Raw genomic sequence first — 14,495 nt, 5'->3', positions numbered from 1 at the left:
GCTGCGGCTCAGTTGCGCAGCTTGTCCTTGGGGTTCAGTTCCAGATCTTCCTTGCCGTCATGGCCCAGCGCTGCGGCAATCAGCCGCTGCTGCTGTTCCTTGTGGCGGGAGGCGAGGCCGGTGGCGGGGGACGCAGAGGCATCGCGGCCGGCATAGATCGCACGCTGCGGCGCGCCGCCACTATCGTGCAGGCATTGCTCCAGATAGGGCTCCACGAACTTCCAGTAGCCCTGGTTCTTCGGCTCTTCCTGAGCCCAGACCACCGTTTCCAGATTGGTCATGCGCTTGAGACGAACCGTCAGCGGCTCGCCGGGGAAGGGATAAAGCTGCTCGATCCGCACGATGGAGGTGGTATCATCACCCGCCGCGTCGCGCGCCTCGATGAGATCAAAGGCCACCTTGCCGGTGCACAGCACGAGGCGCTTGATCTTCTCATCGGCAGGCGGGCTGGTGTCGGACTTGATCCGCATGAAGTGCTGATCGCCCAGGAACTCCTCGCGATTGGACACCGCCATCTTGTGCCGCAGCAGCGACTTCGGCGTCATGATAATGAGCGGCTTGCGGAAATTGCGCAGCATCTGGCGGCGCAGCACATGGAAGTAATTGGCCGGCGTGGTGATATTGCACACCTGCATATTGTCTTCCGCGCACAGCTGCAGGAAGCGTTCGGGCCGTGCCGAGCTGTGCTCGGGGCCCTGCCCCTCATATCCATGCGGCAGCAGCATCACGAGGCCATTGGCACGCAGCCATTTGGCCTCTCCGCTGGCGATGAACTGATCGATCGTGATCTGCGCGCCATTGGCGAAATCGCCGAACTGCGCTTCCCACATCACCAGCGCCTTGGGGTCCGCCAGCGCATAGCCATATTCGAAACCGAGCACGCCATATTCGGACAGCGGGCTGTCGAGCACGTCGAACCGTCCATGCGGAACCTGGCTGAGCGGCGTGTACTTGCTCTCATTTTCCTGGTCGATCCAAACGGCATGGCGTTGGCTGAAGGTGCCGCGACCGGAGTCCTGACCGGACAGACGCACGCCATAGCCTTCCGAAAGCAGCGAACCGAAGGCCAGCGCTTCACCGGTCGCCCAATCGAAATTCTCGCCGCTCTCAAACATCGCCTTTTTGGCATCGAGGATGCGGCCGAGCGTCTTGTGGATATTCAGATCGCCGGGAACCTCGGTCAGTTTTCGGCCGAGCGAATCGAACAGCTTGCGCTCGATCCCGCTCTCGACACCGCGGCGGGCGGTCTCGTTATCCGGCGGCACATGAAGACCGGACCAGCGCCCACCGAACCAGTCCGCCCGATTGGGTTTGTAGCTCTCGGCGGCGTCGAACTCGGCCTGCAGATGATCGGTATAGGAACGCGTGGTCTCATCCACCCAATTGGAGTCGATCACGCCTTCCTCAGACAGGCGTTCGGCGTAGATCTTGCTCACCTTGGGGTGGGACTTGATCGCCTTGTACATCAGCGGCTGGGTAAAGCTCGGCTCATCGCCTTCATTGTGGCCGAAGCGGCGATAGCACCACATGTCGATCACGATATCGCGGCCGAAATGCTGGCGAAACTCGATCGCCATCTTGCAGGCATAGGTCACGGCTTCGGGATCGTCGCCGTTCACATGGAAGATCGGCGCCTGCACGCCCTTGGCAACATCGCTGGGATAGGGCGAGGAGCGCGCAAATTGCGGGCTGGTGGTGAAGCCGATCTGGTTGTTGATCACGAAATGGATGCAACCGCCGGTATTGTAACCGCGAATGCCGGAGAAGCTGAGCGTCTCCCAGACAATGCCCTGACCGGCAAAGGCTGCGTCGCCGTGAATGAGCACGGGCAGCACCTGCTCATGCTTCGCATCGTCCTGCCGCATCACCTGCTGTGCGCGCACTTTGCCGAGAACGACAGGGTCCACGGCCTCCAGGTGCGACGGATTGGGAACCAGCGACATGTGCACGGTAATGCCGTCAAATTCACGGTCCGTGCTGGTGCCGAGGTGATATTTCACATCGCCCGAGCCGCCCACATCCTGCGGGTTGGCCGTGCCGCCATGGAATTCGTGGAAGATGACCCGGTAGGGCTTGGCCATCACATTGGCGAGGATGTTGAGACGGCCGCGATGGGCCATTCCGTACACAATTTCGCGGATGCCGTACTGGCCGCCATATTTGATGACCGCTTCCAGCGCCGGCAACATCGCCTCGCCGCCGTCCAGGCCGAAGCGCTTGGTACCAACATATTTCTTGCCGAGAAAACTTTCGAACTGCTCGCCCTGAATCACCTTGTTCAGGATTGCGCGCTTGCCCTCGGCGGTGAAGCTGATCGCGTTCTCCTTGCCTTCGAGACGCTCCTGCAGAAAGCGGCGCTCCTCGATGTCGGAGATGTGCATATATTCAAGGCCCACCGGCCCGCAGTAATTGGCGCGAAGGACCTCTACGAGCTCACGGATCGTGCCATATTCGAAGCCTAGATTGCCGCCGAGATAGATCTCGCGGTCCAGATCGTCCTTTGAAAAGCCGTGATATTCGGGATCGAGATCGCCCGGCAGATCGCGGTGCGACAGGCCCAGCGGATCGAGATTGGAGGCGAGGTGACCGCGCACACGGTATGTGCGGATCAGCATCATCGCGCGGATCGAATCGCCGGCTGCCTTCTCAATCTCGGCGCCGGACAGGGTCTCGCCCTTGGCTTCGGCAGCAGCCTTGACCTCCACCGCCATACGGGTGGGGTCAAGCGCCGCGTTCAGATCATCGGCAACATCGAGCGGCCAGTTCGACCGCTGCCAGCTCGGCCCCTCGCGCGGTTCCTGTCCGGTTTCGAACGTCTGGCCTTCTACGCCCATGATCACTCTTTCTTCGTTCCCGGATAAAATCGCATCCGGATTAGAGACGGTTGCCCCCGCTCTTATAGCCGCGCCCGGTTTCAGGCGTCGGCAAGCAGTCCTGCCAGCGTGGTGCCAAGCTCGCTGGGCGAAGGGGAGACGGTGATGCCTGCTTCCTGCATCGCGGCGATCTTGTCCTCGGCGCCGCCCTGCCCGCCGGAGACGATCGCACCGGCATGGCCCATGCGGCGGCCCGGAGGCGCCGTGCGCCCGGCGATGAAGCCGACGGTCGGCTTCCACCGGCCCTTCTTCTTCTCGTCGGCGAGGAACTGCGCGGCTTCTTCTTCCGCGCTGCCGCCGATTTCGCCGATCATGATGATCGACTTCGTTTCGTCGTCGGCCAGGAACATCTCGAGCATGTCGATAAAGTTGGTGCCGTTCACCGGATCGCCGCCAATGCCGACCGCGGTCGACTGGCCGAGGCCTGCCGCAGTGGTCTGCGCCACCGCTTCATAGGTGAGCGTGCCCGAACGCGAAACGACGCCGACCGAACCCTTTTTGAAGATGGAGCCAGGCATGATGCCGATCTTGCATTCGTTCGGCGTCAGAACGCCGGGGCAGTTCGGGCCGATGAGGCGCGATTTGGAGCCTTCCAGCTTGCCCTTCACCTTCACCATATCGAGCACCGGAATGCCTTCGGTAATCGCCACGATCAGCGGGATTTCCGCTTCGATCGCCTCGATGATCGAGGCGGCGGCGAACTTCGGCGGCACGTAGATAACGCTGGCGTCCGCACCGGTCTTGTCGCGCGCTTCGGCAACGCTGTCGAAAACGGGCAGGCCGATATGCTCGGTGCCGCCCTTACCGGGCGTGACACCGGCAACCATCTGCGTGCCGTAAGCCAGCGCCTGTTCGGTGTGAAAGGTGCCGGTCGATCCGGTCATGCCCTGCGTAAGGACCTTGGTATTCTTGTCTACGAGGATGGACATTAATTAGCTCCCGAAACTGCCATAGTGGCGATGCGGACGGACGGCTTCTCGCGCGACCCGGTTGCATCCATTTGAATTATTTTGCCGTCAGCGGACCAGATCCGTTTACCGCCCTCGACCTTGAGCGGCTTGCCGTATCGAGCGGACATGGCCGAGGCCAGGGCATCGTATTCTTTCAGCTTGCCCATGCGCGCCATGACGATGCAGACCTTATTGGCAGCTTCGCCTTTGGGGCCCGTCATGATCATCGCGTCATTTCCGCTTGCGCCGTAAATGCCCAGCGGCATCGCGATAGCCTTGCCATCTTTGCTGGCAGTTGCGGCTTCCCAGCCAGCACCCTCGATAATATCTGTATCGATGCCCTCCGCCGTGGTCGCCGCGAGACACTGCGCGGTCGCAGCGGCAATATGTGCCTCGCTGGCCGGCTTTAGCTGTGCAGAAGCTGGCACTGCGAGTGCAGCCGCCGCTGCCACCGCGGGGAGGGCGAAACGTTTAAGCAAGAGCGCTATCCATGCCCTTGCAGACGTCCTTCAGCTCCTTGACCGCGTCGACGCTGACCTGGAAACCCTTCTTGGCTTCCTCGTCCAGCTCGATCTCGACGATGCGCTCGACGCCGTTCGCGCCGATCACCACCGGAACGCCGACATAAAGATCGTCGACGCCATATTGGCCGGTCAGGTGCGCGGCGGCGGGCAGGACGCGCTTCTTATCTTTCAGATAGCTCTCGGCCATCATGATCGCGCTGGTGGCGGGCGCATAGAATGCGCTGCCATTGCCAAGCAGCTTGACGATCTCGCCGCCACCCGAACGGGTGCGGGCGATGATCGCGTCGATCTTTTCCTGCGTGGACCAGCCCATCTTGATAAGGTCGGGCACCGGAATGCCAGCGACGGTGCTGTACTGCGCTACCGGCACCATGGTGTCGCCGTGGCCGCCGAGCACGAAGGCGGTGACGTCTTCCACGCTCACGTCGAATTCCTCAGCGAGGAAATGGCGGAAGCGTGCCGAGTCGAGCACGCCGGCCATGCCGACGACTTTCTTCTGGTCCAGCCCGGAAAATTCGCGCAGCGCCCAGACCATCGCGTCGAGCGGGTTGGTGATGCAGATCACGAAAGCGTCGGGTGCATGCTTCTTGATGCCCTCGCCGACGGCCTTCATCACCTTGAGATTGGTTTCCAGCAGATCGTCGCGGCTCATCCCCGGCTTGCGCGGGATGCCGGCGGTGACGATGCAGACATCGGCGCCCGCGATATCGGCATAATCGCTGGTGCCCTTCAGCTTCGAATCATAGCCTTCGACCGGCGCCGCCTGAGCGAGATCGAGCGCCTTGCCCGACGGCATACCCTCGGCGATGTCGAACAGGACGACGTCGCCCAGCTCCTTCATTGCGGCGAGATGGGCGAGCGTACCGCCGATCATGCCGGAACCGATCATCGCGATTTTCTTGCGGGCCATGGGTGTCTCCTTTGAGGATGTCATGCGCCCGGACGGGCGGTGGGGAGAAAAGGTTGTCGGGCGGCTTACGCCTGTGGACAATCCGGATCAACCACCGAAATGCCGGGGCTGAAAAGTAAATAAGATACTGCGAACCAATTGCAATAATGCGGTGATCCAAGCGGTTACGGTAGCTTAACGGTGCTTTGCTATGCCCGTTCCATGCCGACCCAAGTCTTGCTTACGACGGATACCGAACTGTCGTCTTCGCTGCATGCGGAGGGACTGAGCGCGCGGCAGAATTATCTGCGCTCGATCGAGGGGCGCTGTTGGCGCGGGCGGCGCTGGGGCATCGGCTATCAACTGGACGAGCTCGACCGGTGGGGGCTGAAGACGGTGTTCTTCGTCGATCCGATGCCCGCTCTGGTTTACGGCCCGCAGATTGTGGCGGACATGGTCGGCCCGATCCTGGAACGCGGGCACGAGGTGCAGCTTCACATCCATACCGAATGGCTGGACCATGTTACGGATAGCCCGGTTGGCGGGCGTACCGGACGTAATATCGGCGATTTCTCCTTGTCGGATCAGATCATTCTGCTGGGTCTGGCGCGCGATCTGCTGGTTGCGGCAGGCGCGCCGCCTCCAACCGCGTTTCGCGCGGGCAATTACGGTGCGAACGACGATACGCTGCGCGCGCTCGCCGCCATCGGGATTGACTGGGACAGCAGCTTCAATGCCGCGCATCTGGACGGCGATTGCAACATCGGGCTCGATCCGCACGTCCACCATGTCACACAATATGAGGGCGTGCAGCTGCTCCCCATCAGCGTGATCGAGGACCGGCCAGGCATCCTGCGGCATGCGCAGCTATGCGCCTTGTCTTCTCTGGAGATGAAACGGGCGCTGCTGCATGCGGCTGACCGCGGCGCGCATTTTTACACGGTGGTGAACCACAGCTTCGAAATGTTCGTCCGCGGCGCATCACGCGGTCATCCGCTCGTCGCACGTCGCTATCGTTCGCTCTGCCGTACCATTGCCCGGGACGATCGCCTGGTGTCCGGTGGGTTCGAACGGCTCGCGCGGCGCGGCCGCCATCGGGGCGCGCCGCCGCTGCCGGCAAGCCCTCCGCGCCGCGCGCTGCGGCTGGCCGAGCAGGTGGGTGCGCGCTTGCTGATCGAAGAGCGCATTGATTATCCGCCGCTCGGCTAAATCGTCAGCGGCGCAAAAGGCCCTTCAGTTTAGCCTTGATGCCCCATCGATCGGCAAGATGGCCTGCGCGGTCCACCGCCGCATCGATCGCGTCGCCCGCCGCCAGCGTCAGGCGGTTGCGCCATTCGCCGCGCAGCATCACCAGCGTGCTGCAGTCTACCGATCCGGTCGCAAACAACCGCTTATGTGCGCCGTCTCCACTGGTGAAATCGAACCAGCGGAAGCGCTCTTCCGCCATTATTTCCTCCAGCGCATGCATCTGCAAGACGGTGCCAGGGGAAAGCGAAGCACAGGCGGGGTCATAGCCAAGAAAATCGTAGCGCACCGTCTCACCAATGACGGGCAGATAGAGATAAGCGGCGGGGCGGCCCGCCAGATAGAGCACCCAGGCGCGCAAAGCGTCCTGCCCCGCCAGACGTTTGGCCTCGGCGCGGAACAGCGCGTCTCCGGGCAAGCCGGCGTCCAGCAATCGATCCTGATAGGTGCGCGCCGAGAGCGGAAGGGCATCGGAAAAGAAGGCTTTGCTTTCTTCGGCGCGGTGAAAGCTTCGCACCTCCAGCGTGCCGCCATTTTGTGAGACCAGTTTGCGGGTTTTGCGCCGCAAGGTGGAACGCGTCTTGCCGGAGAAGCGCGCCAGATAAGCGTCAAAGCCCGTCGTCATGTCGATATAATGGCGCGGAAAATCCTGCCGCCGCCCGGCCGCCATTCCGGGCAAGCGCTGCGACAGGCTGTCGATGAAGGCGCGCGGACAGGATTGGAAACGATAGCCCGCTGCGTCATCCGGCAAGGGATCAATCGTCGGTTGACGCCCCTCGATCAGCGCCGTGAGCGTCGGCTCAATCTGCTGCAGCGGAAGGCGCCTGCGCCAAAGGCGGCGACTGGCGATCACCGGGCCGAGATCGACCGGCTGGAGGGGCAAAGCGGCGCTGGCCATGGCCCCCGCCTTAACGGGCAGCCGTTAAATTTCCCCCAAGCCGCGGGCCATGGATGCTGCTAGCAAGCCGCCATGGCCTCCGCACCGCAGCCGAGTACCGATCTTCCCGCGCGCCCGACGGACACTCTGCGGCCGCGCGGCGCGCTCTATGCGATCGATCTCTTGCGCTTTGCCGCCGCGATGCTGGTGCTGCTTTTCCATTTCTTTGCGGGCTATTCCAGCCCGGGGCACCGGCTTGCCAGCCGTTTGATCGACCAGAGCCTGCTGCCGGATGTCGGCAGGCTCTACGCTGGCTATGGTTGGATCGGCGTGGAGATATTCTTCGTCATCTCCGGCTATGTTATCGCCATTTCCGCGCATGGATCACGGGCGTTGCCGTTTGCGCGGCGGCGGTTGCTGCGGCTCTGGCCTGCCGCACTCATCTGCGCGAGCCTAACGCTGGCATGTTTGTGGCCGTTCGATCCAAGACTGTCCCATTTCGAGGAATATGCCCGCTCCGCTATGCTGTGGCCGTGGGGCGAATATATCGACGGTAGTTACTGGACCTTGGGTGTCGAGAGTGTGTTCTACGCCCTGGTGGCGCTGCTACTCTGGATCAGCCCATGGCGAGACCGGATCGAGGCGCTGGCTCTTATATTGGGAACGGCAAGTCTCTTCTATTGGAATGGTCTGGGTGCGGAATTGGCGCTCGATCTGCGCGACGCGCAGCTGCTCCTGCTTCCCCATGGCTGCTTTTTCGCGCTCGGCATCTTTCTGCATCGCTGGCACGCAGGGCATAGGGGTTGGTGGCGCGCGGCAGCCATGCTGTTGATGATCGGCACAGGCGTTCAGGAGATCCTGTTCATCAGCCGCGCGACTGGGATCGGCATGCAAATCGCCTATCCGCGCTGGATCGGTCCGCTCATCTTTTTCGGTGGCCTCGCGATCATCGGGTTCTCCCCCCGCTTGCAACCGATGCTCGAGCGGCATCTGCCGCGGGCACCCGTGCTGCTGCTTGGTTTGGCGACCTATCCGCTGTACCTTATTCACCAGACCATCGGGCTGGTCCTGATCTCGGCCTTGCTGAAGGCGGGATTGGCTTATGTGCCCGCCGCGCTGATCACCTTGGTGGCGATCACCGGCACGGCTTTGCTGATCGCGTCCACCGCCGAACCCTGGCTGCGCGCCCTGATGTCGCGGCTATTGCCGTTCAGCCCTCCGAGCCGTGGCCCAGTGCCAGATAGGCGTCAGAGCGCATCTCGGAGAGGCGGCTGATCGTTCGTTCGAATTCGAAGCTGCCCGGGCCTTCCGGATAAAGCGCTTCCGGCGCTGCATCGGCGCTCGCCAGCAGCTTGACGCGATATTCGTATAGCGCATCGATCAGCTTCACAAACCGCGCCGCCTGGTCCTGATTCTCCCGACCCAGCACCGGAATGCCGACGATGATGACGGTGTGGTAGCGCCGCGCAATGGCGAGATAATCGGCCGCTCCGCGCGGTTCCCCGCAAAGCCGCTTGAACGAAAAGACCGCCACGCCCTTCAGCGCCTTGGGCGCATGCATGGAGCGCCCGCCGCCAAGATCAATATCCTCCGACGGCACGTTTTGCGCGTCGCTGGGCGGATAGTCGGTCAGACGGAAGAACGCCTCGCTCAGTTCTTCGGTTGCTACGTCGCCATTGGGGCAATGCCAGAGGGTCGCGTCACCGAGCCGAGCGCGCCGGTAGTCGGTCGGCCCGTCAAGCGGCAGTATATCGAGCCGCTCCTGCACCAAAGCGATGAACCCGGTGACGAGCGTGCGGTTGAGCCCGTCCTTGAACAGGTCCTCCGGCGGCCGGTTGCTGGTGGTGACGACGGTGACGCCCGCCTCGATCAGACCGCCGAACAGTCGGCCCATGATCGCGGCATCGGCGGTGTTGGTGATGTGCATCTCATCGAAGCAGAACAGCCGCGCCTCGTCTGCCAGCTGCGCGACCACCGGGGCAACCGGATCACCCACATCCTTGGCCCGTTCGGCCGCAAGGCGGCGATCGACGTCGATCATGAATTCATGGAAATGCGCGCGCGCCTTGTGCGGCGTGTCCACGCACTCATAGAACAGGTCCATCAGCATGGATTTGCCGCGCCCGACGCCGCCCCAGAGATACAGGCCGCGAACCGGCTCGCGCCGTTTGCCCATCAGCTTGGCGAAGAAGCCCGGCGCTTCTCGCCGCGCCTCGATTTCCTCCTGTACGCGCTGCAGCGCATCGACGGCGCGCTGCTGATCGGCATCAACCTTCAGCTCGCCGACGTCGACCAGCGCGCGATACCTTTCAGCGACTTTCACGTGCGGGGCAGGCCCTTGCGCAGGATAGCGGTGAAGCTGGCGACATTGGTGTAGGCCGCGTCTTCGGTCGGACGCTGCATCAGCATGCCGCGCAGGAAGAGCAGACGCCCTGTCTCGCGGACGCTTTCCAGGCGGCAGTCCAGCGCTACGCCAACCTTCGCGGCGCCGACGAATTGGGTCGACAATTCCACCGTCACCGCACGGCCGCCCAGATCGATGTCGAGCGCATAGCTGCCGGCAAACAGGCACACATCGATGAAGCCCAGGATCGTGCCGCCATGCACATTATCGCCGAAATTGCTGTGCTTGTGCTCGGGCGTCATGCGCACCCAGCCCGCATCCTCAGCGTCATCGCCGCGGATGGACACCGGCCCGAGAAAGCCGTTGAAGCGCGAATTGTCCTTCGCGTTCCAGGTCATCCAGCCGGGATTGTCCGGGTCCGGCCGATGGTCAAACCAAGGATTATCCGCGATGGTGCGCGTCATGGAGCAGCTGTAAGCCGGTGGCCCGTCACGATGCTGGGATTGCCGACGATCAAATCGCGCGTTCGGCGATCATCTTCTTGGTCTCAGCAATCGCTTTGGCGGGCGAAAGACCCTTGGGGCACACATTCGCGCAGTTCATGATCGTGTGGCAGCGATAGAGGCGATAGGGGTCCTCCAGCTCGTCCAGACGCTCACCGGTCATTTCATCGCGGCTGTCGGCAAGCCAGCGATAGGCTTGCAGAAGGATGGCCGGCCCCAGAAACTTGTCCTGATTCCACCAGTAGCTGGGGCAGGCGGTGGAGCAGCAAGCGCACAGAATGCACTCATACAGCCCGTCGAGCTTATGGCGCTCCTCGGGCGATTGCAGGCGTTCCTTGCCAGACGGCTCAGGCGTTACGGTCTTCAGCCAGGGCTGGATCGAGGCATATTGGGCGTAGAAATGCTTGAAGTCGGGCACCAGGTCCTTGATCACGTCCATATGCGGCAGCGGGGTGATGCGGATATCGCCCTTCACATCCTCGATCGCGGTGGTGCAGGCGAGGCCGTTCTTGCCGTCCATGTTCATCGCGCAAGAGCCGCAGATACCCTCGCGGCAGGAGCGGCGGAAAGTGAGCGAGCTGTCCTGTTCGCTCTTCATCTTGATCAGCGCATCGAGCACCATCGGCCCGCATTCGTCGAGATTTACCTCGAACGTATCATAGCGCGGGTTCTCGCCCGAATCGGGATCATAGCGATAGATCTTGAAGGTCTTGGTGCGCGCCGCGCCCTCGACTTTGTGAACCTTGCCCTTCTTCCGGATCTTGCTGTTCTTGGGCAGAGTGAAGGTGGCCATGGTCGCTCCGATGCTGAAATTCAGTTTCGAGGTAGAACCGATAGCCCTCAGGATCAACGGGCAATCCGCGCTTTTCCGTGCAACCTTGTTCGCTTCGGCACTGAAATCGAGGTGGGGCGTTGCGATAGGTATGAGCAGGATATGGATGGCCGCTAATATCAATAGCGGCAGTTATGATGAGGGCCTTTGCAAAGAGGTAAGCCAGGCGCTTTCTGCCGAGGGGCATGAAATGGCGCGGCTGATCGAATGCCCGCATGAAGACTTGCCCGATGCGGCCACGCTTCGGCAGGCCGGTGTCGATGCGCTCGCTGTTTTCGGCGGCGATGGCACGGTGAACGGCGCGATGCGCCAGGCGAAGGGTTGGGACGGCCACATGCTCGTGCTGCCCGGCGGCACGATGAACCTCCTCTCCCGCTCGCTCCACGGCGATGTCGATAGTGAGACGATCGCGCAGCGCTATGCGCAGGGCCGTATCAAGCTGGCGCGCATGCCGGTGGCCGAGGGCGAAGGGGAGATCGCGCTGGTCGGCGTGATTGCCGGCCCCACCACCGCGTGGGGCGAGGTGCGCGAAGATATGCGGCACTTCAATCTGGCCGAAATGCCGGGCTCGATCGCGGATGCGTGGACCAAGACGTTCGGGGGTGCGCAGGTGCAGCTGGACGGGACGGGAGAGCCTTATCCTGCGCTATTCATCGAGCCCAAGATGGATGCGCTTCACGTCACTGGGTTTACCGCGGAAGGGGCAGGGCAGATGTTCGCCCACGGGCTATCCTGGCTGAAGGGCGACTTTCGCGAAGGGCCCCATGAGGATCTCGGCATGCGAGAGGCGCTGGAGGTCAGCGCAGCAGACGGCAAGCCGGTGGGCCTGCTGATCGACGGCGAAGAGGCGGAGGGATCGGCTCGTTGCCGTTTCCGCCACGGACTGTCGCCGATTGACTTCGTCTATACCGCCGAGGAATGCCTCGCTAACCCAGACCTATGACCACCCTTTTTCATTGCAGCGACATCCATTTCGGCGCGGAAGACAGAGCTGCGCTTGATTGGTTTGCGGAGGAAGTCCGCGCGAACAAGCCCGACGCGGTGATTATTACCGGCGATCTGACGATGCGCGCGCGGCACAGGGAATTCGCGGCGGCCGGCGAATGGATTCACAATTTGAAGGCGCCCGTGACGGTTGAGGTCGGCAACCATGATCTGCCCTATTTCAATCTCTACGAACGGTTCCGCCATCCTTATCGGCGCTATTCCAGGATCGAAGACAAGGTGGAGGCGGAGATCAATCTGCCTGGCGTATCGGTGGTGCCGCTGAAGACCACTGCGCGCGCGCAGCTGCGTCTCAACTGGTCGAAAGGTAAGGTAAGCGGGGATGCGCTGCGCGAATCGCTGCGCACGCTGCGAAGCTTGCCGGCGGACACAGTCAAGCTGATCGCGGCGCATCATCCGCTGGTCGATGCGGATACACGCAGCAGCGGATCGACCCGGGGCGGGCTTAAAGCGCTCATGGCATTGCAGGAGGCAGGGGCCGCGGCGGTGCTTACGGGACACGTCCACGATCCGTTTGATATTGAGCGGCCGACCGGGAGCGGTTCGGTTCGTCTGATCGGCGCAGGCACATTATCGGAACGGGTGCGCGAGAATCCGCCGAGCTATAATCGGGTCGCCATCGACGGCCGCGCGATCGACGTCGAAGCGCAATATATGATCTGAGCGGCGCGTGCTGCCGCAGTAGGTCTCATTACGCCTGCGTTTAGACAGATCAGGAGGCGCGCAACTCCTTCAGGAAGCCCGCGGTGCCGTCGCGCAAGTCCGCGGAGCGCTGATTCAACTGCTCTGCAATTTCGCGTACACCGTCGCTGTGCGCGCGCGCCTGTGCGGCGGCGGCGGCGACACGGCCTACGCTCGCCTGTACCTGCTCGCTTTCGTCGGCGGCGCGGCTGCTGTGGCGGCGAATCTCCTGGCTGGCGGCGCGTTGTTCTTCCGTTGCGGTAGCGATCATAGTGCCGCGATTTTCCAGGTGGCTAAGCTCAAGCCCGGCCTTGTCGAGCGCCTGTGCGGCATCCTTCACGAATCGGTCGATGTCGCCAAGCCGCTCGGCGATGTCTTCGGTCATGCGTGCGGTCTGGCCGGCAAGCGCTTTCACTTCTTGCGCGACGATCGCGAACCCACGGCCTGCTTCCCCGGCGCGCGCAGCTTCGATCGTCGCATTCAAGGCAAGCAAATTTGTCTGGCGCGCAACGTCCGAGATGGTGGTCACGATCTCACCGATCCCGCCGGAGCGTTTGACAAGCTCGGTCATCAAGACCTCGCTCTCGCGCGTAGCGTCACCCACTTCCAGAATATGGCCGAGATTCGCCTGAATTTGGGAGGCGACTTCGCCGACGGCCTGATCGAGCTGTTCGGCGGCAATCGCGACCTGCTGGGCTGCTTCTGCGGAGGCTTTCGACCGCGTCTGCATGTCGCCAGCTTCATGGCTGGTCGATCCGGCAATCTCGGCAAGAGCGCCGGCGGAGGATGTCAGATTATCAACTGCGGCGCTGACGCGGTCCCCCGTTTCCATCACCGTGGCTTCGAACTGGTTGCCGAGCGTCAGCAGATGGGCGCGTCGTTCGGTCTCAGCAGCTTCGCGCGCGGCGGCGCGTGCGTTGACCTCGTCCAGCTCGCGTGCGGTTTCCCGGTCGCGCAACAGGGCTTCGGCAACCTGTGCCGCACGCAGCTCCTCACTTTTCTTTTTCAGCTCAACGCTCTGCATCTGCAACTGAACGATACGCTGTGATTGGTCCACAACGGTTTTGATCAGAATGGAGGCCAGCACCACAAGCATTAGCGGCGTGATGATGGGGATGTTCGGCCGCGCGAACGTCTCAGTGATGAATAACAGGTAGAGGGGGGCCGAAAAGGAGCAGAACAGAATCGGGAAGCTGATAAAAACCAAGGCTCCGACGAAAATCATCGCCGCATGGACGGAGGTGACAAAGAGGATCAGCTCCTCGTTGCCGGAATCCAGAACGCTGATGAAAACCATCGTCCAAGACATGCCCAGCAGGACTGTATTGGCGATCAGGGCGAGCATGAACCGCCGATGCGGTATCCGCGCGCGGATTGTTTGATTAGTGAGGAAATAGGCAATGATCGCGCCAACCAGCAAACCGCTGCAACCGGCGATCAGCCAACCGAACAGGGCATATTCGGTCAGAAACAGAGGGAGGCCAAGCGCCAGGAAGGTGAGAAACGGCAAAAAACTGCGTAGCGATTTAAGCGACGCGGATATCTGCTCGTCCAGGGCTGCGGCGCGGGTGGTGCCCGGCATCGCATCGAAGCGCAGCAATTCTCGCCCATAAAAGCTGAGCTGCTTCTTCCAAGCGAAGTTTGTCAGTGCGTAGCGCATGCCGCTTTCCTTCCAGCGGCCCAGGTAACCGCGAAAGGTAAACAGCGGCTAAACCTTGCCTGGAAGCGACTGGCGCAAAAGCAGAAAAGGCGGCCTTCCCAGGAAGGCCGCC

The 14,495-nt window shown here is 62.2% G+C and carries 13 protein-coding genes; 4 read left to right on the top strand and 9 right to left on the bottom strand.

The features are described from left to right. Positions 1–8 precede the first annotated feature (8 nt). The 4 genes from H7X45_RS09670 to mdh all read right to left on the bottom strand — a co-directional run bounded on the left by H7X45_RS09670 (position 9) and on the right by mdh (position 5,257). On the bottom strand, positions 9–2,834 hold the full coding sequence (locus H7X45_RS09670; protein WP_187334688.1) for a 2-oxoglutarate dehydrogenase E1 component: 2,826 nt from the start codon (positions 2,832–2,834) through the stop codon (positions 9–11). A gap of 80 nt (positions 2,835–2,914) precedes the next feature. Further along, complete coding sequence (gene sucD, locus H7X45_RS09665) at positions 2,915–3,802, bottom strand: succinate--CoA ligase subunit alpha (RefSeq protein WP_187334687.1); 888 nt, start codon at positions 3,800–3,802, stop codon at positions 2,915–2,917. Then, positions 3,802–4,302, bottom strand: coding sequence for a hypothetical protein (locus H7X45_RS09660; protein WP_187334686.1), 501 nt, complete (start codon positions 4,300–4,302; stop codon positions 3,802–3,804). The genes sucD and H7X45_RS09660 overlap by 1 nt, the downstream gene beginning before the upstream one ends. Further along, entirely contained in the window at positions 4,295–5,257 is a 963-nt protein-coding gene (gene mdh, locus H7X45_RS09655; RefSeq protein WP_187334685.1) for a malate dehydrogenase, read from the bottom strand. The genes H7X45_RS09660 and mdh overlap by 8 nt, the downstream gene beginning before the upstream one ends. A gap of 201 nt (positions 5,258–5,458) precedes the next feature. Between mdh and H7X45_RS09650 the strand changes: the two genes are divergently transcribed. Further along, positions 5,459–6,445: a polysaccharide deacetylase family protein gene (locus tag H7X45_RS09650; RefSeq protein ID WP_187334684.1), complete on the top strand. Its 987-nt coding sequence runs from the start codon at positions 5,459–5,461 to the stop codon at positions 6,443–6,445. 4 nt (positions 6,446–6,449) lie between these two features. On the opposite strand, the gene H7X45_RS09645 is transcribed toward H7X45_RS09650, so the two are convergent. Next, a complete protein-coding gene (locus H7X45_RS09645) occupies positions 6,450–7,379 on the bottom strand; it encodes a GNAT family N-acetyltransferase (RefSeq protein WP_187334683.1) in 930 nt (309 codons plus the stop codon). Between the two features lie 72 nt (positions 7,380–7,451). On the opposite strand from H7X45_RS09645, the gene H7X45_RS09640 reads away from it, so the two are divergent. Further along, complete coding sequence (locus H7X45_RS09640; RefSeq protein WP_187334682.1) at positions 7,452–8,633, top strand: acyltransferase family protein; 1,182 nt, start codon at positions 7,452–7,454, stop codon at positions 8,631–8,633. Here H7X45_RS09640 and zapE read toward each other — a convergent pair. The 3 genes from zapE to H7X45_RS09625 are packed head-to-tail and all read right to left on the bottom strand — an operon-like array spanning position 8,569 to position 10,998. Further along, positions 8,569–9,681 (bottom strand): cell division protein ZapE, encoded by a 1,113-nt coding sequence (gene zapE / locus H7X45_RS09635; RefSeq protein WP_187334681.1) that lies wholly within the window; start codon positions 9,679–9,681, stop codon positions 8,569–8,571. The genes H7X45_RS09640 and zapE overlap by 65 nt on opposite strands. Continuing rightward, positions 9,678–10,166: a PaaI family thioesterase gene (locus H7X45_RS09630; protein ID WP_187334680.1), complete on the bottom strand. Its 489-nt coding sequence runs from the start codon at positions 10,164–10,166 to the stop codon at positions 9,678–9,680. Before H7X45_RS09630 ends, zapE begins: the two co-directional genes overlap by 4 nt. A gap of 49 nt (positions 10,167–10,215) precedes the next feature. After that, positions 10,216–10,998 (bottom strand): succinate dehydrogenase iron-sulfur subunit, encoded by a 783-nt coding sequence (locus H7X45_RS09625; protein ID WP_187334679.1) that lies wholly within the window; start codon positions 10,996–10,998, stop codon positions 10,216–10,218. A gap of 145 nt (positions 10,999–11,143) precedes the next feature. Between H7X45_RS09625 and H7X45_RS09620 the strand changes: the two genes are divergently transcribed. After that, positions 11,144–11,980 carry a diacylglycerol/lipid kinase family protein gene (locus H7X45_RS09620; RefSeq protein ID WP_187334678.1) on the top strand — a complete coding sequence of 279 codons (837 nt, stop codon included), beginning with the start codon at positions 11,144–11,146 and terminating at the stop codon, positions 11,978–11,980. After that, a complete protein-coding gene (locus tag H7X45_RS09615; RefSeq protein ID WP_187334677.1) occupies positions 11,977–12,705 on the top strand; it encodes a metallophosphoesterase family protein in 729 nt (242 codons plus the stop codon). Before H7X45_RS09620 ends, H7X45_RS09615 begins: the two co-directional genes overlap by 4 nt. Before the next feature lie 49 nt (positions 12,706–12,754). Here H7X45_RS09615 and H7X45_RS09610 read toward each other — a convergent pair whose 3' ends face one another. Then, positions 12,755–14,383, bottom strand: a complete 1,629-nt coding sequence (locus H7X45_RS09610; RefSeq protein WP_187334676.1) for a methyl-accepting chemotaxis protein — start codon at positions 14,381–14,383, stop codon at positions 12,755–12,757. Positions 14,384–14,495: the final 112 nt, after the last annotated feature.

It is taken from the genome of Novosphingopyxis iocasae, from assembly GCF_014334095.1.
Taxonomy (GTDB): Bacteria; Pseudomonadota; Alphaproteobacteria; order Sphingomonadales; family Sphingomonadaceae; genus Novosphingopyxis; species Novosphingopyxis iocasae.
The sequence above is the reverse complement of the archived record's forward strand: the minus strand, read 5'-3'. Positions and strand labels throughout refer to the sequence as shown.